Consider the following 20,915-nt stretch of genomic DNA (forward strand, 5'->3'; position numbering starts at 1 on the left):
TGGCCTTTTTTATTGCTCGCTGGTTTCAGGCGCTGACGCTTTCCAGTCGATAGCCGTAACCGTAGATCGTCAGCAGTTGCCAACCCCGGTCGGCGGTCAGCCCCAGCTTGTTGCGCAAGCGGTAGATATGGGTGTCCAGCGGTCGGGAAGAGACCATTTCTTCATGGGTCCAGAAACGCTGGTACAGGTATTCCCGGGACAACGGTCGACCCAGGTTGGCGAACAGGCAGCGTGCCAGGCGGTACTCGCGCTCGGTACAACTGATGGGGATACCGGCACGGGTGACCGTGAGCTCGGCGTCATCGAACACCAGGTCGTTGAAGCTCTGCACTTCGCTGGCGGCGTTGCGCAACACGCCATGGCGGCGCAGCACCGCATTGACCCGGGCCTTGAGCTCGTTGGGGCGAAAGGGTTTGCTGAGGTAGTCGTCTGCCCCGGCGTTAAGCGCCTGGACAATATCGCTCTCGGCATCGCGGCTGGTGAGCATGATCGCCGCCGGCGGGGCTTCCATATGCTCGCGCGTCCAGCGCAACAGCGCCAGGCCACTGAGGTCTGGCACTTGCCAGTCGAGGATCAACAGGTCAAAGGTCTCGCGCCGCAGTTGCCGCAACAGTTCCTCGCCGCGCTCGAAACTGTGCAAGCTCCAGGCGTCTTCCCCGGCTTCCGGCATCTGTCGCAGTGTCTGTTCCACCCGGCGTAGCTCGGCGGGTTCGTCATCCAGTATGGCGACACGCATTCGGGGTCGTTCCTTTATTTCGTGAAGTGTGGACGGGCAAGGCAAGGCCGTGCCGGAGCGAGTTTAGGCTGATTGGTTGAATCTGAACAATTATGGCGATTTGCTCCAGGTCGAGTGATGGCTGGTTACGCTGATATCAATTAGCCGGTAACTGGCCAAAATCTGACTCGATGGCGCAAGGAAAGGAACGATGGTTAGCAGGTTGGATCTTCGCGCCGGGATGTCGAAGGTGACCTTGGGCGTGGTGCTGACCCGGTGCCTGTGTTTGGCATTTTTCACCAGTATGGGGATGGCTTCGCCCACGGTGAACTCCAGCACCGCGGCTGCGCCCGTGGCGCAGGCGCCACGCTACTACAGCCCGGCAGTGATCAATGTCGGCTTCAGTGATTCACGAGGCTTTGCCCCGGTCAGCGGCGCCGAGGACGGCGACCAGGGTACGCGTTTGCGAACCCGGGAAGACCAACCGCGCTGGGTGTTCTGAAGGGCTGGACGGAGAATTCTGAACAAATATGCAGAATCGACTTTTCGGTCATTGGTGTAGGTAAATTCGTAAGTGTCGAGCGGCAATGGAGCATTCGGAAGTGCTCCGACACAGGGAGTGTCGACGCCAACCTGGCGGGACCGCCGATCGCCGGTTCGCTTGCGGTCTGCAGTCCAGGGGGAAAACAGGGAGCCGCTCAAGATCCACGCTGGATCCTGGCAGATCCGGCCGACACAGGGACGTGTCACCTCAATCCCTTCAGGTCTGTGCAAATCTGCCTACCTGGCGCAGCGCCCCGTCAGGTATGGTGCGTGCTGCTGTTGACTCAGCGGCTCGAACAGATTTTCAGAAAATGCGCCAAAGCGAATCCCATGACTCCAATCTCCTCCTTGCACTGTCGCCACTTGGGTACTTGCCTGTTGCTCGTGGCAGGCCTGGTCGGTCCGTTGACCCAGAGCGCCACTGCCGCCTCTTCCAGCGCCAAGCGCCTGCCCTACATCGATGACCAGCAGCAATGCCGCGGCCAACCGCTGCCCGCTACGGTCGAACACCTGACGGGCGAAGCCTGGAAGCTTGATCGCAAGGGCCAGCAGGTGGCGCTGGAGGAAGGCATGACGGTGGATGAGGAGGAAGGCGTGAAGACTTCTCCTACAGCCTTTGTCAGCCTGTCCCTGGGTGATGGCTCGCGTATCGTCCTGCCCTCCAGCTCCCAGGTCACCCTGAGCCTCAACGATGAGCTCAAGGTGCCTCAGGTCCTTCTGCAACAAGGTCAGGTCGAGTCTTATGTGATCAAGCGCGCCAGCGACTATGATCGTTTCCAGATCGTCACACCGGTAGGTGTGCTCGGCGTTCGCGGTACCCACTTTCGGGTGCGCAACGATGCTACCGGGCACTCGCTGCTCGAGGTGCTCAATGGCCAGGTGGCCGTGGACCGGGATGAGCTGGCGAAAAAACCTGCGGGCAAACCCTTGCCCGTTCCCCGCGCGGATGATGAAGTACAGGTCATGGCTCGCCAGGGGCTGCGCATCCAGAAGGAAGGCAAGTTGACTCCCAGCGACCTGCTCCCGGCCCCTCGATTGCTCGGCCAGGCCGGGCAGACGGGCCCGACACCGGTCTGGAAATTGATCATGAAACCGCTGGAAGGCGCCACGCGTTATCGGGCCCAGGTCGCCACCGATACCGGGTTCATGAACATCAAGCAGGAACAGTTTTCCGCTACGCCAGAGATCAATTTCAGCGGATTGAAGGCGTTTTATTATCACGTTCGGCTCTCGGCATTCGATCAGCAGGGGCTTGAAGGAGAAACCGGGGTATATGACATCTTCTATTACCCCAGCCCCTCACGGGTCCAATAGCGCCGCGGCGATGGGCCGATGACGCGCTGGCCAAGGAAGGAAGGTCGCGAGCCGACCCAGGCGCAGCGATTGTTTCGGCGAATGGTCCGCGAATGGCTAGGGGTCAGCCTGATCCTGCTGCCGCTGACGGCGGTATTGTCCCTGAGCCACGGCCTGACCCTGAGCAACTTGCTGTACGACAACCTGCGACGCTTGAGCCCGCTGCCGGTCGACCCGCGCATTCTCATCGTGACCATCGACGACTACAGCCTGCAGCAACTCGGCAAGTGGCCCTGGCCGCGGACCGTGCACGCCGACCTGCTCGACCGGTTGACCGCGGCCGAGCCCAAGGGCGTGTTGTTCGATGTGATCTTCAGCGAGCCGGACCCCTCCCCCGAGAATGACCAGCGCCTGGCCCAGGCACTCTGCCGGGCCGGCAATGTGTACATTCCGTTGCTGCGCGAAGGGGCCGCTCGCTTTGACCAACCACTGGGTGAGATCGAACCCGTGGCACCCTTGAGCCAATGCGCCAAAGGGGTCGGACACATCAATGCCGAAGCGGACGCTGACGGCAAGGTACGCAGTGTCTACCTGCGTGAAGGTCCGGCGCCGCAACTGCGAGCGCAATTGGCGTGGCTGCTCTATCAAGCGAGCACCGACGCTCCTACCGCCCTGCCCGGCTCGTCTGCGCCGCAGACGGTGCAAGGCTGGCAACGGGCCAATAGCGTGCGTATTCCGTTCATCAGCCAGCCTGGTGGATTTCCCACAGTGCCTTACGCCAGCGTGTTGCGTGGGGACGTGCCAGCGCAACTGTTGCGCGACCGCTTGATTCTGATCGGGTCCACCGCGCCGGGCCTGGGCGACCGCTATGTGACACCACAGTCAGCGAGCCTCGGCACCACACCGGGCATCGAGATCCAGGCCAATCTGCTCAACGGCCTGCTGCAAAAGCGCAGCATCCTGGTGCTGGGCAATGGCTGGACGCTGAGTTTATCCACAGCCCTGGTTGCCGGACTGCTGGCCCTGCTGCTGTTCCGGCCGCGGCGCGCGCTGTGGTTGACCCTGGGCGGCATGGCGAGTGCCCTGCTGGTCTCTGCGTTATTGCTGCGGGCAGGATGGTGGTGGTCGCCGATGGCCAGCCTGCTGGGGATGCTACTGGGCTATCTGATCTGGAACTGGCGTCGCCTGAATGCGGTACTCGCCTATTTCGGCTGGGAACTGGAGAGGCTGGATAACGAACCCAAGGTACTCCCCGAGCGCCGTCGTACAGCGGCCCCGGCTGGCGATGTACTTCAGGGACAGATTGTCGCCCTGGAACAGGCCATGAGTCGCACCCGCGATACTCGGCGGTTTATTGCCGATGGCCTGGAGTACTTGCCAGTGGCGACCTTGATCAGCGGACCGGATGGCCAAGTGCTGTTGGCCAACCGCAATGCCCGCGCGCTGTTCGCCGATGACCTGGTGGGTGAGCCACTGGTGGCCCGCCTGGCCGGACTAGGTTATCCAGGGCTGGAGGAAGGGGCTTTGCCGGCGGTTTCGACCCTGGGCAGCAGCGAGTTTCGCGACCACCAGGGACGCAGTCTGCGGCTGGAGCTGGCGCCGTTGCTGCCGGCTGAAGGCGGCGTGGCGATTGGCTGGCTGCTCAGCCTGACCGACCTGAGCCTTGAGCGTGAGGCCGAGGAACAGCGCGCGGTGCTGCTGCGCTTTCTTTCCCATGATCTGCGTGCGCCGCACTCGGCGATCCTGGCCCTGCTCGACGTGCAGCATCAACAAGGCAGCGCGGACCCGCACCTGCACAGTCAGATCGAGCTACAGGTGCGCAAGGCCCTGGGCCTGACCGAAGCCTTCGTACAACTGGCCAAGGCGGAATCGGAGGCCTATCAGTTCGCGCCGAGCATGTTCGCAATGTTGGTGCTCGACGCATTCGATCAAGCCATGAGCAGCGCCCAGCTGAAACAGATCGAGCTGCTGCATGACCTGGATGACGAAGCCGAAGGCATGGTGCTGGCGGACCAGTCGCTGCTGACCCGGGCCCTGTTCAATCTGTTGGAGAACGCCATCAAGTACAGCCCGGCCGGGAGCCAGGTACGGCTGCGGGTCAGTTGTGCACAGGGCTGGCTCAGCTGTGAGATCAGTGACCAGGGCCAGGGTATCGCGGCTGAGGAGCTACCCGAACTGTTCAGCCAGTACCGGCGCTTTGCATCCTCGCAGGGCAGTGAAGGCTTGGGCCTGGGGCTGTCGATGGTCAAGGCGGTAGTGGATCGCCATGGCGGGCGGATCCTCTGTCAAAGCCGGGTCGCCGAGGGCACGACTTTCCGGGTTGAGTTGCCGTTACTGGGGGATTGATTGGTGGTTCGAACGGGCATAAAAAAACCGGCATCCATGGCCGGTTTTTTTATCACTAGGAAAACTTATGCACGTTTTACGGCGTTTTATCAGCTTAAGAAATATGCATATAAATCATTAAGTTAGACAAAGAATAAAGCATTCAGCAGGAAATCCGTGCACAGGTTATCCACAGAATTACTGCGCTTGTTTATCCACCGCAGCGGACAGTGGCGGCAGTGAGCCCATGTCGCGCTGGGTCTGCTCATTCCATGCGGCAGCGCGGTCGTTCAACTCGGCAACGGCCCGTGGTCCGCTGCCTTCGGCGTACATTGGCGCTCCGATGACCACGGTGATAACCCCCGGCTTCTTCGCCCAGCCGGTTTTCGGCCAGAACTTGCCAGCGTTGTGCGCAATCGGCAGCACCGGCAACTGGGCGTTGACCGCCAGCGCCGTACCGCCCCGGGAGAACTTGCCGACAGTACCAAACGGTACGCGGGTGCCTTCCGGGAAAATCAGCACCCAGACCTTGTCCTTGAGCAGTTCGTCACCCTTCTTGGCGACATGCTTGAGGGCGGCCTTCGGGTTGTCGCGGTCGATGGCGATCGGGCGCAGCATGGCCATTGCCCAGCCGAAGAACGGCACGAACAGCAACTCGCGCTTGAGCACTTGGCTCAAGGGCTCGAAGTACGCGGAGAGAAAGAAGGTCTCCCAGGTGCTCTGGTGGTTCGACAGGATCACGCACGGCTGGTCCGGGACGTTCTCGGCGCCTTTGACTTCATAGCGGATGCCCAGGAACACCTTGCTCAGCCACAGCGCGCAGCGGCACCAGTAGACGTTGATGAAACGGTAGCGTGCCTTGAACGGCAGGAAAGGCGCGATGAAAAAGCTCAGGCTGCACCACAGCAACGAACTGGTGCCCAGCAGCAGGTAAAAAAGAAAGGTTCTGATTGCCTGCAAGATCGACATGGTCGCGATTACCGTTGCGGGTCAGTGCCCGCCTTCTAAAAGCGCGCTCCCGAACAGTCCTTGGTCAGGAAGTCAGAATCGCCCTAGTTGTTGATAAGTTCTGCGGCAATCGCCGCCAGATCGTCAAAAATCAAAGTGCCTGCCGGCAGGGTCTTGCCCTGAGTCTTTGCGCCTTTACCGGTTTTTACCAAGACTGGCTGAGAGTCGACGGCTTTTGCCGCCTCCAGGTCACTGAGACTGTCGCCGACGAACCATAGGCCCGTCAGCGGCACGTCGTAATGTGCGGCAATGGTTTTTAGCATGCCGGGTTTCGGCTTGCGACAGTCACAGCCTGCGTCCGGCCCGTGGGGGCAGTAGACGATCAGGCCGAGTTCGCCACCCTGCTCGGCCACCAGCGTATGCAAGCGCGCATGCATGGCGTCCAGGGTGGCGACATCGTAATAGCCACGAGCGATGCCCGACTGGTTGGTAGCAACCGCTACCGTCCAGCCGGCCTTGCTCAACTGCGCGATGGCTGCGATCGATCCCGGCAGTGGAATCCACTCCGCCACCGACTTGATGTAAGCGTCGGAGTCATGATTGATCACCCCGTCCCGATCGAGAATCAGCAGTTTCAAACGGTCTTACCCCAGCAACGAAATGTCGGCAACGCCCAGGAACAGGCCACGCAAGCGTGCCAGCAGTGCGTAACGGTTAGCCCGCACGTTGGCGTCTTCGGCATTGACCATTACCGCTTCGAAGAACGCATCCACTGGCTCGCGCAGGGCTGCCAGGCGCGCCAGTGCTTCACGGTACTGGCGAGCGGCGGCCATTGGCTGCACAGCCTGGTCCGCTTGCTGGATCGCCGAGTACAGGGAGAACTCGTTGGCGTTGTCGAAGTACTTGGCCTCAACCGTGGTCGGTACGCTGCCTTCGAGCTTGCTCAGCAGGTTCGACACGCGCTTGTTCACCGCGGCCAGGGCGGCGGCTTCAGGCAACTGACGGAAGGCTTGTACCGCCTGCACGCGTTGATCGAAGTCCAGCGCCGAACCCGGGTTCAGGGCACGCACCGACAGGTAGGTAGCCACGTCCACGCCTTCGTCTTCGTAACGCGCACGCAGGCGGTCGAAGATGAACTCCAGCACCGAGTCAGCCAGGCCTGCGGACTTGACCTTGGCCCCGAAGGCTGCCACGGCGAAGGCCACGGCGTCGGTCAGGTCGAGTTCCAGCTTCTTGTCGATCAGGATGCGCAACACGCCCAGCGCTGCACGGCGCAGGGCATACGGGTCTTTGCTGCCGGTTGGCAGCATGCCGATACCGAAGATGCCGACCAGGGTATCGAGTTTGTCGGCGATCGCCACAGCCGCACCGGTCAGGGTGCTCGGCAGCTCGGCGCCAGCACCGCGCGGCATGTACTGCTCGTTCAGGGCCAGGGCAACGTCTTCTGGCTCGCCATCGTTGAGGGCGTAGTAGTAACCGGCGACGCCTTGCATCTCCGGGAACTCACCGACCATTTCGGTCGCCAGGTCGCACTTGGACAACAGACCCGCGCGCGCAGCCCATTGAGCGTTGCCGCCAATGTGCGGGGCGATGAAGGCGGCGAGCTTGGAAACGCGCTCGGCCTTGTCGTAGACGCTGCCCAGTTTTTCCTGGAACACCACGTTCTGCAGGCGCAGGTTGAAGTCTTCGAGTTTCTGCTTCTTGTCTTGCTTGAAGAAGAATTCGGCATCGGTCAGGCGTGGGCGAACCACTTTCTCGTTACCGTCGATGATCTGCTGCGGGTCTTTGCTCTCGATGTTGGCCACGGTAATGAAGCGTGGCAGCAACTTGCCTTCGGCATCCAGCAGGCAGAAGTACTTCTGGTTGTCCTGCATGGTGGTGATCAGGGCTTCTTGCGGCACGTCGAGGAAACGTTCTTCGAACGAGCACACCAGCGGCACTGGCCATTCGACCAGCGCGGTCACTTCATCGAGCAGCGCTGGCGGAACGATCGCCGTGCCTTCCTGGCGGGTGGCCAGCTCTTCGGTGCGCTTGCTGATGATCTCGCGGCGCTCGTTGGCGTCAGCCAGCACGTAGGCGGCACGCAGGTCGGCCAGGTAGCTTGCCGGCGAACCGATGCGCACGTTTTCCGGGTGGTGGAAGCGGTGACCACGGGAATCGCGACCGGCCTTCTGGGCCAGGATGGTGCAGTCGATGACCTGGTCACCCAGCAGCATGACGAGCCATTGGGTCGGACGGACGAACTCTTCCTTGCGGGCACCCCAGCGCATGCGCTTGGGAATCGGCAGGTCATTGAGCGAATCTTCGACGATGGTCGGCAGCAGGCTGGCGGTTGGCTTGCCCTTGATCACCTGGCTGAAACGCAGTTTCGGGCCGCTCTGGTCGATTTCGCTCAGCTCGACACCGCACTTCTTGGCAAAACCCAGGGCGGCCTGGGTCGGGTTGCCTTCGGCATCGAACGCGGCCTGGCGTGGCGGGCCGTCGAGGTTGATGCTGCGATCCGGTTGCTGGGTCGCCAGCGCGCTGATCAGCACGGCCAGGCGCCGTGGCGCGGCATAGACCTGCTTGGCTTCATAGCCCAGGCCCGCAGCTTGCAGGCCCTTGTCGATACCGGCCAGGAAGGCCTCGGCCAGGGTGTTCAGGGCCTTGGGTGGCAGCTCTTCGGTGCCCAGTTCAATCAGGAAATCTTGCGCACTCATTGTGCAGCCTCCAGCTTGGCCAGTACTTCATCACGCAGGTCCGGTGTCGCCATCGGGAAGCCCAGCTTGGCGCGCGCCAGCAGGTAGGCTTGCGCAACGGAACGCGCCAGGGTGCGCACACGCAGGATGTATTGCTGACGCGCGGTCACCGAGATCGCCCGGCGCGCATCCAGCAGGTTGAAGGTGTGCGAGGCCTTCAACACCATTTCGTAGCTTGGCAGCGGCAGCGGCTGGTCGAGTTCGATCAGGCGCTTGGCTTCGCTTTCGTAGAAGTCGAACAGTTCGAACAGCTTCTCGACGTTGGCGTGCTCGAAGTTGTAGGTCGACTGCTCCACTTCGTTCTGGTGGAACACGTCGCCGTAGGTCACCTTGCCCATCGGGCCGTCAGCCCAGACCAGGTCATAGACCGAGTCCACGCCTTGCAGGTACATGGCCAGGCGCTCGAGGCCGTAGGTGATTTCGCCGGTCACCGGGTAGCACTCGATGCCGCCCGCCTGCTGGAAGTAAGTGAATTGGGTCACTTCCATGCCGTTGAGCCAGACTTCCCAGCCCAGACCCCAGGCGCCGAGGGTCGGCGATTCCCAGTTGTCTTCGACGAAACGGATGTCGTGCACCAGCGGATCCAGGCCCACGTGCTTGAGGGAGCCCAGGTACAGCTCCTGGAAGTTGTCCGGGTTCGGCTTCAGGACTACCTGGAACTGGTAGTAGTGCTGCAGACGGTTCGGGTTTTCGCCGTAGCGGCCGTCAGTCGGGCGACGACTGGGCTGCACATAAGCGGCGTTCCAGGTTTCCGGGCCGATGGCGCGCAGGAACGTGGCGGTATGGAAAGTGCCGGCGCCTACTTCCATATCGTAGGGCTGAAGTACCACACAACCTTGCTCGGCCCAGTATTGCTGGAGGGCGAGGATCAAGTCTTGGAAGGTACGCACGGCTGGCGTAGGCTGGCTCACGAAATTCACCTGTTTCTTGGGCTGCGATTTAAAGAGCGGGAGTATACCCGATTCGTTCGTGCGCACGCCCCCTGGAGCCTTATGCCACGCTGCTTTTGGTGTTCCGAAGATCCGCTGTACATGGCCTATCACGATCAGGAGTGGGGCGTACCGCTACGCGATGCGCAGCGCTTGTTCGAGTTGCTTTTGCTCGAAGGGTTCCAGGCCGGACTGTCATGGATCACTGTGCTGAAGAAGCGCGAACGCTACCGTGAGGTGCTGTACGGCTTTGATGTGCAGCGCGTGGCGCAGATGAGCGACGCCGAAATCGATGACCTGATGCTCGATCCCGGGATCATCCGCAACCGCCTGAAACTCAATGCCGCCCGGCGCAACGCCCAGGCCTGGCTGGCGCTGGAAGATCCGGTGGGCTTTCTGTGGTCGTTTGTTGGCGGGGTGCCGACCATCAACCATTTTCAGGATCGCAGCCAGGTGCCGGCCGTGACCCCGGTCGCCGTGGAAATGAGTCGCGGGCTGAAAAAGGCCGGTTTCACGTTCGTCGGGCCGACCATTTGTTATGCCCTGATGCAGGCCTCTGGCATGGTCATGGACCACACCCGCGATTGTGATCGTTACGCCGAGTTGGCGGTGCGCGGTTAGAATAGCCGGCTCGCAACAGGATTCAGACAACAGGAGTGACCTGTGGATAAGTTTAAAGGCGCCTTGCTGGTAGGCGCTCTAAGGTTGTTTGCCCTGCTCCCGTGGCGGGCAGTGCAAGCGGTGGGCGCGGCGATTGGCTGGGTCATGTGGAAAACCCCCAACCGTTCCCGCGACGTGGTGCGCATCAACCTGGCCAAGTGTTTCCCTGAAATGGACCCCGCCGAGCGTGAGCGCCTGGTGGGCCAGAGTCTCAAGGACATCGGCAAGTCCCTGACCGAAAGCGCCTGCGCGTGGATCTGGCCTGCCCAGCGTTCGATCGACCTGGTGCGTGAAGTCGAAGGCCTGGAGGTGCTCAAGGAAGCCCTGGCGTCGGGCAAGGGCGTAGTCGGCATCACCAGCCACCTGGGCAACTGGGAGGTGCTCAACCACTTCTATTGCAGCCAGTGCAAACCGATTATTTTCTACCGTCCGCCCAAGCTCAAAGCGGTGGATGAACTGCTGCGCAAGCAGCGCGTGCAACTGGGCAATCGCGTGGCGGCGTCCACCAAGGAAGGCATTCTCAGTGTCATCAAGGAAGTGCGCAAAGGCGGCGCGGTGGGGATCCCGGCTGACCCGGAGCCGGCTGAATCGGCCGGTATCTTCGTGCCCTTTTTCGCCACCAAGGCCCTGACCAGCAAGTTTGTGCCGAACATGCTCGCCGGCGGCAAGGCGGTCGGGGTATTCCTGCACGCCCTGCGCCTGCCGGACGGCTCGGGCTACAAGGTGATCCTGGAAGCCGCCCCCGAGGCGATGTACAGCACCGACACCGAGACGTCCTGCGCGGCCATGAGCCAGGTGGTTGAACGGTATGTGCGGGCGTATCCGAGCCAGTACATGTGGAGCATGAAGCGCTTCAAGAAGCGTCCGCCGGGTGAAGAGCGCTGGTACTGAAGATTCACTGAGCTTCAGGATACCCGTGTCATCGTTGACGACCATCGCGGGCAAGCCCGCTCCCACAAAAGCCGCGATGGTCTCAAGAGCACCGCGCCCTTACAGGGCGCTCGTGCGATCGAGCTTTTTCAGGAACACCGTCATTTCCTTTTCGGCCTGCTTGTCGCCATGGGCGCGAGCAGCTTCCAGGCCCTGTTCCCAGGCCTGGCGCGCGGCCGGATAGTCCGCGAGCGCCAACTGAGCCTTGCCCAATAGCTTCCAGGCCGCAGAATATTTCGGATCGAATGCCACGCAGCGCATGAAGTGTTCGGCGGCCTTGGCGTTTTCTCCCAGATCCAGATACCCCTTGCCCAGCCCGAAGCGCAGCAATGAGTTATCCACACCTTTGGCGAGCATTTTTTCCAGGGATTCGAGCATGGTTCAATTCCTTAAATCCAATGTAGGAGCGGGTGCCCGCTTGCGGCTTGCTCGCGAAGAGGCCCGCCCAGGCGCCGCAAATCCGCGATCAGAAGAAGCTCAATCCCACGTGGAACAGCTTCTCCACATCGCGAATATGCTTTTTATCCACAAGGAACAGAATCACATGGTCCCCGGCTTCGATCACTGTGTCGTCGTGGGCGATCAACACTTCCTCGTCGCGGATGATCGCGCCAATGGTGGTACCTGGCGGCAATGCGATGTTCTCGATGGCCTTGCCGATGACCTTGCTCGACTTCTCGTCTCCGTGGGCAATTGCCTCGATGGCTTCTGCCGCCCCCCGGCGCAGTGAGTGCACGCTGACGATGTCGCCTCGACGCACGTGAGCCAGCAAGGTGCCGATGGTCGCCAGTTGCGGGCTGATGGCGATGTCGATGTCACCGCCCTGGATCAGGTCCACATAGGCGGGGTTGTTGATGATGGTCATGACCTTCTTCGCACCCAGGCGCTTGGCCAGCAGCGAAGACATGATGTTGGCTTCATCGTCGTTGGTCAGCGCCAGGAAGATATCGGCGTCGGCGATGTTCTCCTCCAGCAGCAAGTCGCGGTCCGATGCGCTGCCCTGCAACACCACGGTGCTGTCGAGGGTGTCCGACAGATAGCGGCAGCGGGCCGGGTTCATCTCGATGATCTTGACCTGGTAGCGGCTTTCGATGGCCTCGGCCAGGCGCTCGCCAATCTGCCCGCCACCGGCGATGACGATGCGCTTGTAGCTTTCGTCGAGGCGGCGCATTTCGCTCATGACCGCGCGAATGTTGGCTCGGGCGGCAATGAAAAACACTTCATCGTCGGCCTCGATTACGGTGTTGCCTTGCGGCAGGATCGGCCGGTCACGCCGGAAAATCGCCGCCACCCGGGTATCGACGTTCGGCATGTGTTCGCGCAACTGGCGCAGTTGCTGGCCTACCAGCGGTCCGCCGTAGTAGGCCTTGACCGCCACCAACTGGGCCTTGCCCTCGGCAAAGTCGATCACCTGCAGCGCACCGGGGTGCTCGATCAGGCGCTTGATGTAGTTGGTAACTACTTGTTCCGGGCTGATCAGCACATCGACCGGAATCGCGTCATTGTCGAATAGCTCGGCGCGGGTCAGGTAGGACGCCTCGCGCACCCGGGCGATCTTGGTCGGGGTGTGGAACAGGGTATGGGCGACCTGGCAGGCGACCATGTTGGTTTCGTCGCTGTTGGTCACGGCCACCAGCATGTCGGCGTCGTCGGCGCCGGCCTGGCGCAGCACCGTAGGCAACGAGCCGCGACCTTGCACCGTGCGGATGTCGAGGCGATCGCCGAGATCGCGCAGGCGTTCGCCGTCGGTGTCGACCACAGTGATGTCGTTCGCTTCGCTGGCCAGATGTTCTGCCAGTGATCCACCCACCTGCCCTGCGCCGAGGATGATGATCTTCATCCGTCTACTCCCTTAAAACCGGTTAACCGCGCGCGGCGGCAATCTTGATCAGCTTGGCGTAATAGAACCCGTCATGGCCACCCTCTTGCGCCAGCAACTGGCGACCATGGGGTTGCTTGATGCCGGCCTGGCTGGCGATGTCCAGTTCGCGAGCGCCGGGGGTGCGCGCGAGGAAGGCTGCGATCACGTCGGTGTTCTCGGTCGGCAGTGTCGAGCAGGTGGCGTACAGCAAGATGCCGCCTACCTCGAGGGTTGGCCACATCGCGTCGAGCAGTTCGCCTTGCAGCACGGCCAGCGCGGCGATGTCATCGGGTTGGCGGGTCAGCTTGATGTCCGGGTGCCGGCGAATTACGCCCGTCGCCGAACAAGGCGCGTCGAGTAGAATCCGCTGGAACGGCTTGCCGTCCCACCAGGCCTGGGTGTCGCGGCCATCGGCGGCGATCAGCTCGGCGCTCAGGCCCAGCCGTTCGAGGTTCTCCTTGACCCGTACCAGGCGCTTGGCTTCGAGGTCCACCGCCACCACACCGGCCAGCCCAGGCTCGACTTCGAGGATATGGCAGGTCTTGCCGCCGGGTGCGCAGCAGGCGTCGAGCACTCGCTGGCCCGGCGCCAGGTCCAGCAGTTCGGCGGCCAGTTGCGCCGCTTCGTCCTGCACGCTGATCCAGCCTTCGCTGAAGCCCGGCAGGCTGCGCACATCAGTCGGGGTCTCGAGCACGATACCGTCCTGGCTGAAGGTGCACGGCTGAGCGGCTACCCCGGCCTGGCTCAGCAACTGCAGGTAGGCAGCGCGGTCATGATGGCGGCGATTGACCCGCAGAATCATCGGAGGGTGTGCGTTGTTCGCGGCGCAAATGGCTTCCCACTGCAGGGGCCAGAAGGCCTTGAGGGATTTTTGCAGCCAGCGTGGATGGGCGGTGCGTACTACCGGGTCGTGCTCGAGTTCGGCCAACAGCGCTTCGCTTTCACGTTGCGCGCGGCGCAGCACGGCGTTGATCAGGGCCTTGGCCCAGGGCTTTTTCAGCTTGTCGGCGCAGCCCACGGTTTCACCGATGGCGGCGTGGGCTGGCACCCGGGTGTAGAGCAGTTGGTACAGGCCGACCAGCAGCAACGCCTCGACATCGGCATCCGCCGCCTTGAAGGGCTTCTGCAGGAGTTTTCCCGCCAGCGCCGACAAGCGTGGCTGCCAGCGTGCGGTACCGAAGGCCAGGTCCTGGGTGAAGCCGCGATCGCGGTCTTCGACCTTGTCCAGTTGAGTCGGCAGGGAGCTGTTGAGGGACGCTTTGCCACTGAGGACAGCGGCCAGTGCCTTGGCGGCAGCCAGACGTGGGTTCATTGCGCGTCCACCGACTGGCCGAGCACGGTGCCCAGGGCAAATTTCTCGCGGCGGCTGTTGAACAGGTCGCTGAAGTTCAGGGCCTTGCCACCGGGCAATTGCAGGCGGGTCAAGCACAGCGCTTGCTCACCGCAGGCGACGATCAGGCCGTCCTTGCTGGCGCCGAGCACCTCGCCCGGGGCGCCTTGGCCATCGGCCAAGTGGGCGGCCAGGACTTTCAGGGCCTCGCCATTGAGGGTGCTGTGGCAGATCGGCCATGGGTTGAAGGCGCGTACCAGGCGTTCCAGTTCGACCGCCGGGCGGCTCCAGTCGATGCGCGCCTCGTCCTTGTTCAATTTGTGCGCATAGGTGGCGAGGCTGTCGTCCTGCACTTCGCCTTGCAGGGTACCGGCGGCCAATCCGGCAATCGCCTGCAGCACTGCGGGCGGGCCCATCTCGGCAAGTCGGTCATGCAGGGTGCCGCCGGTGTCCTGGCCGCTGATCGCAGTGCTCACCTTGAGCAGCATCGGCCCGGTGTCGAGCCCCGCCTCCATGCGCATCACGGTGACGCCGCTCTGCGCATCGCCCGCTTCGACGGCGCGCTGGATCGGCGCCGCACCGCGCCAGCGCGGCAACAGGGAAGCATGGCTGTTGATGCAACCCAGGCGTGGGATATCCAGCACCACCTGCGGCAGGATCAGGCCATAGGCGACCACTACCATCAGGTCCGGCTGCAGCGCGGCCAGTTCGGCCTGGGCGTCGGCATTGCGCAGGGTTGGCGGCTGGAATACTGGAATGTTGTGTTCCAGGGCCAGTTGCTTGACCGGGCTTGGCATCAGCTTTTGCCCACGACCTGCCGGACGGTCCGGTTGGGTGTAGACCGCCACGACCTCGTAAGGGCTGTCGAGCAGGGCCTTGAGGTGTTCGGCGGCAAATTCGGGGGTGCCGGCAAAGACGATGCGCATTGAGGAGGCTCTCGGTTTCAGAAGCAGTCACAAAAGAAAAAGGCTTGCCGCAGCAAGCCTTTGGAAGAAAGGAATCAAGCGTTCTGGCGATGGAGCTTTTCCAGCTTCTTCTTGATCCGGTCGCGTTTGAGCGTGGACAGGTAGTCGACGAACAATTTGCCGTTGAGGTGATCGCATTCATGTTGAATGCACACCGCCAGCAGGCCTTCGGCGATCAGTTCGTACGGCTTGCCGTCGCGATCCAGGGCCTTGATCTTGACCTTCTGCGGGCGATCGACGTTTTCGTAGAAGCCGGGTACCGAAAGGCAGCCTTCCTGGTACTGGTCCATTTCGTCGGTCAGGGTCTCGAACTCGGGGTTGATGAACACCCGCGGTTCACTGCGGTCTTCGGACAAGTCCATGACCACGATGCGCTTGTGCACATTGACCTGGGTCGCCGCAAGGCCGATACCTGGCGCTTCATACATTGTTTCAAACATGTCATCGACCAACTGCCGCACTTCGTCGTCCACTACGGTCACCGGTTTGGCGATCGTGCGCAGGCGCGGGTCGGGGAATTCGAGGATGTTCAAAATGGCCATAAGCGTAATTGCTGCACGTGTGAAGTAAGGTCAGGGCCGATCGCCTGGCAGTCCGCAGAGGCTGGCGATGGCTGTAAAACGAAGCCCCCTCGCGGGAGCGAGCCATGCCGGCTCTGGCGTTTTACGCGAGCCCACATAATAAAGGGATTCACTGCGTGAGGGAAATCACAAACCTTTGGCCGTCGCCCGCCACAGCCTGCACGCAGGGCAAAAATCCCTGCCCTCCAGGGCCTCTGGGCGGGAAAACACTCAACAAGTTACCAACAGACTTATCCACAGCTTGTTCCTGGCTCGTCAGGCGCAATTACGATCAAGGATGATCTTATGCCGTCGTCTATATCCCTGCCGGTTTCGCCGGCGGAACTGGAAGCTCGTCTGCGTTTACACCTCCTGCCTGAACTGGGGCCGCGGCGTTTTCAGAAGTTGCTGCAAGCCTTTGGTTCGGCCTCCAAAGCCATCAGCGCCCCGGCCAGTGCCTGGCGCGCCCTGGGTTTGCCCGCCGCCTGCGCAGAGGCCCGGCGCAGCCCGTTGATTCGTGATGGCGCGCATCACGCAATGACCTGGCTAGAGCGTGAGGGCCAGCATTTGCTGATGATTGACCAGCCCGGTTACCCCGCGTTGCTGGCCGAGATCAGTGACCCGCCGCCCTTGTTGTTTGTCGCCGGGGATCCGTCGATCCTGGAAAAACCGCAACTGGCGATGGTCGGCAGCCGTCGCGCTTCCAGGCCGGGAATGGACACCGCGGCGGCGTTCTCCCGCAGCCTGGCAGGCGCCGGTTTTGTGATCACCAGTGGCTTGGCGCTGGGCATCGATGCGGCTGCGCACCAGGCCGCGCTGGATGTTGGAGGGCAGACGGTGGGCGTGCTGGGTACTGGCCTGGAAAAATTTTATCCACAGCGCAACCGCGCCCTTGCCGAGGCGATGATTGCCCAGGGTAGCGCGGTGGTTTCCGAATTTGCCCTGGATGCCGGGCCGCACGCCAGCCACTTTCCAAGGCGTAACCGGATCATCAGTGGTTTGTCCCTGGGCGTGCTGGTGGTCGAGGCCAGTGTCGCCAGTGGTTCGTTGATCACCGCCCGGCTGGCGGCAGAGCAAGGGCGCGAGGTCTATGCGATTCCCGGCTCCATCCATCACCCCGCTGCCCGAGGCTGCCACCAGTTGATTCGCGATGGGGCAACCCTGGTGGAGACCATCGAGCATATTCTCGAAGGCTTGCGTGGCTGGCAGTACCTGCCGGTCGCCCCGGTCATGGCCCCGGTCCCAGCCGAACTCGATCACCCGCTGTTGTGCCTGCTGTTTGCCGCGCCCCATACCAGCGAAGCCCTGGCCGACTCCAGCGGCTGGGCCTTGCCCAAAGTGCTGGTGGCGCTGACCGAGCTGGAAATGGAAGGTCGGGCGGTGGCGGAAGGCGGACGCTGGTTTGCCCGCCTAAGCTAGGTTCATGCACTGGGATTTATAAGGAAGATGGGTAAACTGCGCACAGCCTTATTTTGGAGAGTCGGTCATGGTCAACAGTTGGCGTGTGCAACAAGCCGCACGAGGAATTCGCGCAGGGGCGGTGCTTGCCTATCCAACCGAAGCCGTCTGGGGCCTGGGGTGCGACCCTTGGGATGAAGAGGCGGTGTATCGCCTGTTGGCGATCAAGGGACGCTCGGTGGAGAAGGGCCTTATCCTGGTAGCCGACAATATTCGCCAGTTCGACTTCCTGTTCGATGACTTCCCGCAGTTGTGGCTCGATCGGATGGCCAGCACCTGGCCAGGGCCGAATACCTGGCTGGTGCCCCACCAGAACATGTTGCCGCAATGGATCACCGGGGTTCACGAAACCGTGGCCCTGCGCGTCAGCGATCACCCGCAGGTGCGCGATCTGTGTGCGTTGGTCGGGCCACTGGTGTCGACGTCCGCCAACCCTCAGGGACGGCCGGCGGCGCGCACGCGGATTCGCGTCGAGCAATATTTCCGTGGGCAAGTCGACCTGGTGTTGGGCGGCCAACTCGGCGGGCGCAGGAACCCCAGCGTGATTCGCGACCTGGCGACCGGCCACGTGGTGCGTCCGGACTGAGATCGCGCTGCTGCGGTTCGCTGCAGGAGCAAAGCTTGCTCGCGTACGCCACTTCGCGAGCAAGCCGCCAGCCGCCAGCGAAGACCTCCTGTCTGAGGCAGTAACTCTCAGGGCAGCAGAATGGTCGAGCCAGTGGTACGTCGAGCCGACAGCTCGGTCTGGGCCTTCGCCGCTTCAGCCAGCGAATAACGCTGGCTGATATCAACCCGCAACTGACCACTGATGATCATCTCGAACAGCTCATCGGCCATGCGCTGCAGGTTCTCTGCATTGTTGGCGTAGGTCGCCAGGGTCGGTCGGGTGACGTACAGCGAACCCTTGGCCGAGAGAATTCCCAGGTTCACCCCGTCCACCGCCCCCGACGCATTGCCGAAACTCACCACCAGCCCACGGGGTGCAGTGCTGTCGAGGGAGGTCAGCCAGGTGTCTTTGCCGACGCCGTCGTAGACCACCGGGCACTTCTTGCCGTCAGTCAGTTCCAGTACCCGCTCTGCGACATTTTCATGGCTGTAGTCGATGGTCGCCCAAGCGCCGTTGGCCTTGGCCAGTGCGGCCTTTTCCGGTGAACTGACGGTGCCGATCAGCTTCGCGCCCAGGGCCTTGGCCCATTGGCAGGCCAGCGAACCGACACCGCCGGCAGCGGCGTGGAACAGGATGGTTTCGCCAGCCTTGAGTTCATAGGTCTGACGCAGCAGGTATTGCACCGTCAGACCTTTGAGCATTACACCGGCGGCCTGTTCGAAGCTGATGGCCTCGGGCAGATGCACCAGGTTGGCTTCCGGCAGTACGTGTACATCGCTGTAGGCCCCCAGTGGGCCGCTGCCATAGGCCACGCGGTCGCCGACCTTAAATCGGCTGACCTGGCTGCCGACGGCCTCGACCACGCCGGCACCCTCGGCGCCCAGGCCCGATGGCAAGGCTGGAGGCGCATACAGGCCACTGCGAAAATAGGTATCGATGAAATTCAGGCCGATGGCCTTGTTGCTCACGCGCACCTGCTGCGGGCCCGGCTCGGCCGGCTGATAGTCCACGTACTCAAGCACTTCGGGGCCGCCATGGGCACGGAACTGGATTCGTTTGGCCATCTGCACTCTCCTTGGGTGGTTTTGCGTAGGGTCCTATCGGACTCCTAAGCTTGATCTTCGTCAACTGTGGCAGGCCCGGGTGCAGTGTTATGCTACGCGCCCATTTGCGTCGGCTGCCGTTCTGATCGAGCGCCGCGTAGCTTTGCCCGATTCAAGGTGATGCCATGACTACCCGCACCGAAGCCGTTAAAGCCTACCTGCTCGACCTGCAAGACCGCATTTGTGCCGCGCTGGAAACAGAAGACGGCGGCACGCGCTTTGTCGAAGACGCCTGGACCCGACCAGCCGGCGGTGGCGGACGGACGCGGGTGATCGAAAATGGCGCGGTGATCGAAAAAGGCGGCGTCAACTTTTCCCACGTGTTTGGCAGCGGCCTGCCGCCCTCGGCCAGCGCACACCGGCCGGAGTTGGCTGGACGCGGCTTTGAGGCCCTCGGCGTGTCACTGGTGATCCACCCGCACAACCCTCACGTGCCGACGTCCCACGCCAACGTGCGCTTTTTCATCGCGGAAAAACCCGGTGAAGAGCCGGTGTGGTGGTTCGGTGGCGGCTTCGACCTGACCCCTTACTACGGCAACGAAGAAGACTGCGTGCATTGGCACCGTGTCGCCGCCCAGGCCTGCGCGCCATTCGGGCCGGATGTCTACAGCCGTTACAAGGCGTGGTGCGACAGCTATTTCCACATCAAGCATCGCAACGAGCCCCGGGGTATCGGCGGCTTGTTTTTCGATGACCTGAACGAGTGGGATTTCGACACCTGCTTCGCGTTCATCCGCGCCATCGGCGATGCCTACATCGAGGCGTACCTGCCGATCGTGCAGCGCCGCAAGGCCCAGGCCTACACCGAGCAACAGCGTGAATTTCAGGAATTTCGCCGTGGTCGCTACGTCGAATTCAACCTGGTTTACGACCGTGGGACGCTGTTCGGCCTGCAGTCGGGCGGGCGTACCGAGTCGATCCTCATGTCGCTGCCACCGCAAGTGCGCTGGGCCTACGACTGGAAGGCCGAGCCGGGTAGTGAAGAAGCGCGCCTGACGGAGTACTTCCTGCAAGACCGCGATTGGCTGGCGGGCTCGGCCTGATCTGCAGGCGCCGGATAGCCGGCACACAACGCTAAGTGGTTGAGCACAAAAGCGCCTGCAGGGGCGCGCTCCAAGAGGGTTTGAGATGGATCAGTACGTCGTTTTCGGTAACCCGATTGGCCACAGCAAGTCGCCGTTGATCCATCGCCTGTTTGCCCAGCAGACGGCACAGCAACTGGACTACAACACCCTGCTGGCACCGCTCGATGATTTTTCCGGCTGTGCCACGGCATTTTTCGCTGAAGGGCGCGGGGCCAATGTCACGGTGCCCTTCAAGGAAGAGGCCTACCGCCTGGCCAGCCAACTGACGGCCCGTGCGCAACGGGCCGGGGCGGTCAATACCCTGAGCAAGTTGGCCGACGGCAGCCTGTTGGGTGACAACACCGATGGCGCCGGGCTCGTTCGAGACCTGACGGTCAATGCCGGATTCAGCCTGCACGGCAAACGCATCCTGTTGCTCGGCGCCGGTGGCGCGGTGCGCGGTGCGCTGGAGCCGTTGTTGGCCGAGCATCCGGCCTCAGTGATCATCGCCAATCGCACGGTGGAAAAAGCCGAGCTGCTGGCCGAGCTGTTCGCCGATCTGGGCCCGGTCTCGGCCAGCGGCTTCGATTGGCTGCGCGAGCCAGTGGACCTGATCATCAACGCCACGTCGGCCAGCCTGTCAGGCGATGTACCGCCGATCGCCAGCAGCCTGATCGAACCCGGCAAGACCCTGTGCTACGACATGATGTACGGCAAGGAGCCAACATCCTTCTGCCGCTGGGCCAGTGCCCATGGCGCCGCCATGGCACTGGACGGCCTGGGCATGCTCGCCGAACAGGCCGCCGAAGCCTTCTTCCTGTGGCGCGGGGTGCGTCCGGACACGGCACCAGTGTTGGCTGAACTGCGCCGGCAATTGGCGCTGTAG

Annotated in this window: 20 protein-coding genes; 9 read left to right on the forward strand and 11 right to left on the reverse strand. The window is 62.4% G+C overall.

The genetic code is table 11. The features are described from left to right. Positions 1 to 25 precede the first annotated feature (25 nt). Positions 26 to 736, reverse strand: a complete 711-nt coding sequence (locus tag QMK50_RS14025; RefSeq protein ID WP_095165078.1) for a response regulator transcription factor — start codon at positions 734 to 736, stop codon at positions 26 to 28. A 190-nt stretch (positions 737 to 926) separates the two neighbouring features. Between QMK50_RS14025 and QMK50_RS14030 the strand changes: the two genes are divergently transcribed. From QMK50_RS14030 to QMK50_RS14040, 3 genes are all read left to right on the forward strand, one after another. Next, on the forward strand, positions 927 to 1,217 hold the full coding sequence (locus QMK50_RS14030; protein ID WP_320333324.1) for a hypothetical protein: 291 nt from the start codon (positions 927 to 929) through the stop codon (positions 1,215 to 1,217). Between the two features lie 371 nt (positions 1,218 to 1,588). After that, the gene (locus tag QMK50_RS14035) at positions 1,589 to 2,572 is read left to right on the forward strand and encodes a FecR domain-containing protein (protein ID WP_320333325.1); all 984 of its coding nucleotides are present in this window, start codon (positions 1,589 to 1,591) and stop codon (positions 2,570 to 2,572) included. 18 nt (positions 2,573 to 2,590) lie between these two features. Continuing rightward, on the forward strand, positions 2,591 to 4,897 hold the full coding sequence (locus QMK50_RS14040) for a CHASE2 domain-containing protein (RefSeq protein ID WP_320333326.1): 2,307 nt from the start codon (positions 2,591 to 2,593) through the stop codon (positions 4,895 to 4,897). Positions 4,898 to 5,074: 177 nt separating this feature from the next. On the opposite strand, the gene QMK50_RS14045 is transcribed toward QMK50_RS14040, so the two are convergent. The 4 genes from QMK50_RS14045 to glyQ all read right to left on the reverse strand — a co-directional run bounded on the left by QMK50_RS14045 (position 5,075) and on the right by glyQ (position 9,473). Next, positions 5,075 to 5,845, reverse strand: coding sequence for a lysophospholipid acyltransferase family protein (locus QMK50_RS14045; RefSeq protein WP_095165082.1), 771 nt, complete (start codon positions 5,843 to 5,845; stop codon positions 5,075 to 5,077). Between the two features lie 83 nt (positions 5,846 to 5,928). Further along, positions 5,929 to 6,462 (reverse strand): D-glycero-beta-D-manno-heptose 1,7-bisphosphate 7-phosphatase, encoded by a 534-nt coding sequence (gene gmhB / locus QMK50_RS14050; protein WP_095165083.1) that lies wholly within the window; start codon positions 6,460 to 6,462, stop codon positions 5,929 to 5,931. A 6-nt stretch (positions 6,463 to 6,468) separates the two neighbouring features. Then, complete coding sequence (glyS, locus tag QMK50_RS14055; protein WP_320333327.1) at positions 6,469 to 8,523, reverse strand: glycine--tRNA ligase subunit beta; 2,055 nt, start codon at positions 8,521 to 8,523, stop codon at positions 6,469 to 6,471. Then, the gene (gene glyQ, locus QMK50_RS14060) at positions 8,520 to 9,473 is read right to left on the reverse strand and encodes a glycine--tRNA ligase subunit alpha (RefSeq protein WP_008155694.1); all 954 of its coding nucleotides are present in this window, start codon (positions 9,471 to 9,473) and stop codon (positions 8,520 to 8,522) included. Before glyQ ends, glyS begins: the two co-directional genes overlap by 4 nt. Before the next feature lie 81 nt (positions 9,474 to 9,554). Here glyQ and QMK50_RS14065 point away from each other — a divergent pair, with 81 nt between their 5' ends. Next, the gene (locus QMK50_RS14065) at positions 9,555 to 10,112 is read left to right on the forward strand and encodes a DNA-3-methyladenine glycosylase I (RefSeq protein WP_095165085.1); all 558 of its coding nucleotides are present in this window, start codon (positions 9,555 to 9,557) and stop codon (positions 10,110 to 10,112) included. Positions 10,113 to 10,154: 42 nt separating this feature from the next. Continuing rightward, complete coding sequence (locus QMK50_RS14070) at positions 10,155 to 11,042, forward strand: lysophospholipid acyltransferase (protein WP_095165086.1); 888 nt, start codon at positions 10,155 to 10,157, stop codon at positions 11,040 to 11,042. Positions 11,043 to 11,141: 99 nt separating this feature from the next. Here the strand turns inward: QMK50_RS14070 and QMK50_RS14075 are convergent, their stop codons facing one another. From QMK50_RS14075 to def, 5 genes are all read right to left on the reverse strand, one after another. Beyond that, the gene (locus tag QMK50_RS14075; protein ID WP_320333328.1) at positions 11,142 to 11,459 is read right to left on the reverse strand and encodes a hypothetical protein; all 318 of its coding nucleotides are present in this window, start codon (positions 11,457 to 11,459) and stop codon (positions 11,142 to 11,144) included. 88 nt (positions 11,460 to 11,547) lie between these two features. Next, positions 11,548 to 12,921 (reverse strand): Trk system potassium transporter TrkA, encoded by a 1,374-nt coding sequence (gene trkA / locus QMK50_RS14080; RefSeq protein WP_095165088.1) that lies wholly within the window; start codon positions 12,919 to 12,921, stop codon positions 11,548 to 11,550. A gap of 22 nt (positions 12,922 to 12,943) precedes the next feature. Further along, entirely contained in the window at positions 12,944 to 14,254 is a 1,311-nt protein-coding gene (rsmB, locus tag QMK50_RS14085) for a 16S rRNA (cytosine(967)-C(5))-methyltransferase RsmB (RefSeq protein ID WP_320333329.1), read from the reverse strand. After that, a complete protein-coding gene (gene fmt, locus QMK50_RS14090) occupies positions 14,251 to 15,198 on the reverse strand; it encodes a methionyl-tRNA formyltransferase (RefSeq protein WP_159992950.1) in 948 nt (315 codons plus the stop codon). The genes rsmB and fmt overlap by 4 nt, the downstream gene beginning before the upstream one ends. Positions 15,199 to 15,272: 74 nt before the next feature. Continuing rightward, entirely contained in the window at positions 15,273 to 15,779 is a 507-nt protein-coding gene (gene def / locus QMK50_RS14095; RefSeq protein ID WP_095080986.1) for a peptide deformylase, read from the reverse strand. A gap of 324 nt (positions 15,780 to 16,103) precedes the next feature. On the opposite strand from def, the gene dprA reads away from it, so the two are divergent. Together dprA and QMK50_RS14105 are read left to right on the forward strand one after the other, a co-directional pair. Then, positions 16,104 to 17,216 (forward strand): DNA-processing protein DprA, encoded by a 1,113-nt coding sequence (gene dprA, locus QMK50_RS14100; RefSeq protein ID WP_320333330.1) that lies wholly within the window; start codon positions 16,104 to 16,106, stop codon positions 17,214 to 17,216. A 67-nt stretch (positions 17,217 to 17,283) separates the two neighbouring features. Further along, positions 17,284 to 17,841, forward strand: a complete 558-nt coding sequence (locus tag QMK50_RS14105; protein ID WP_095165092.1) for an L-threonylcarbamoyladenylate synthase — start codon at positions 17,284 to 17,286, stop codon at positions 17,839 to 17,841. 107 nt (positions 17,842 to 17,948) lie between these two features. Here the strand turns inward: QMK50_RS14105 and QMK50_RS14110 are convergent, their stop codons facing one another. Continuing rightward, positions 17,949 to 18,926 (reverse strand): NADPH:quinone reductase, encoded by a 978-nt coding sequence (locus tag QMK50_RS14110; RefSeq protein ID WP_320333331.1) that lies wholly within the window; start codon positions 18,924 to 18,926, stop codon positions 17,949 to 17,951. Positions 18,927 to 19,090: 164 nt separating this feature from the next. Between QMK50_RS14110 and hemF the strand changes: the two genes are divergently transcribed. Continuing rightward, entirely contained in the window at positions 19,091 to 20,008 is a 918-nt protein-coding gene (gene hemF, locus QMK50_RS14115) for an oxygen-dependent coproporphyrinogen oxidase (protein WP_095165094.1), read from the forward strand. An 85-nt stretch (positions 20,009 to 20,093) separates the two neighbouring features. After that, positions 20,094 to 20,915 carry a shikimate dehydrogenase gene (gene aroE, locus QMK50_RS14120; protein ID WP_159992956.1) on the forward strand — a complete coding sequence of 274 codons (822 nt, stop codon included), beginning with the start codon at positions 20,094 to 20,096 and terminating at the stop codon, positions 20,913 to 20,915.

This window comes from Pseudomonas sp. P5_152, assembly GCF_033989915.1.
Lineage (GTDB): Bacteria > Pseudomonadota > Gammaproteobacteria > Pseudomonadales > Pseudomonadaceae > Aquipseudomonas.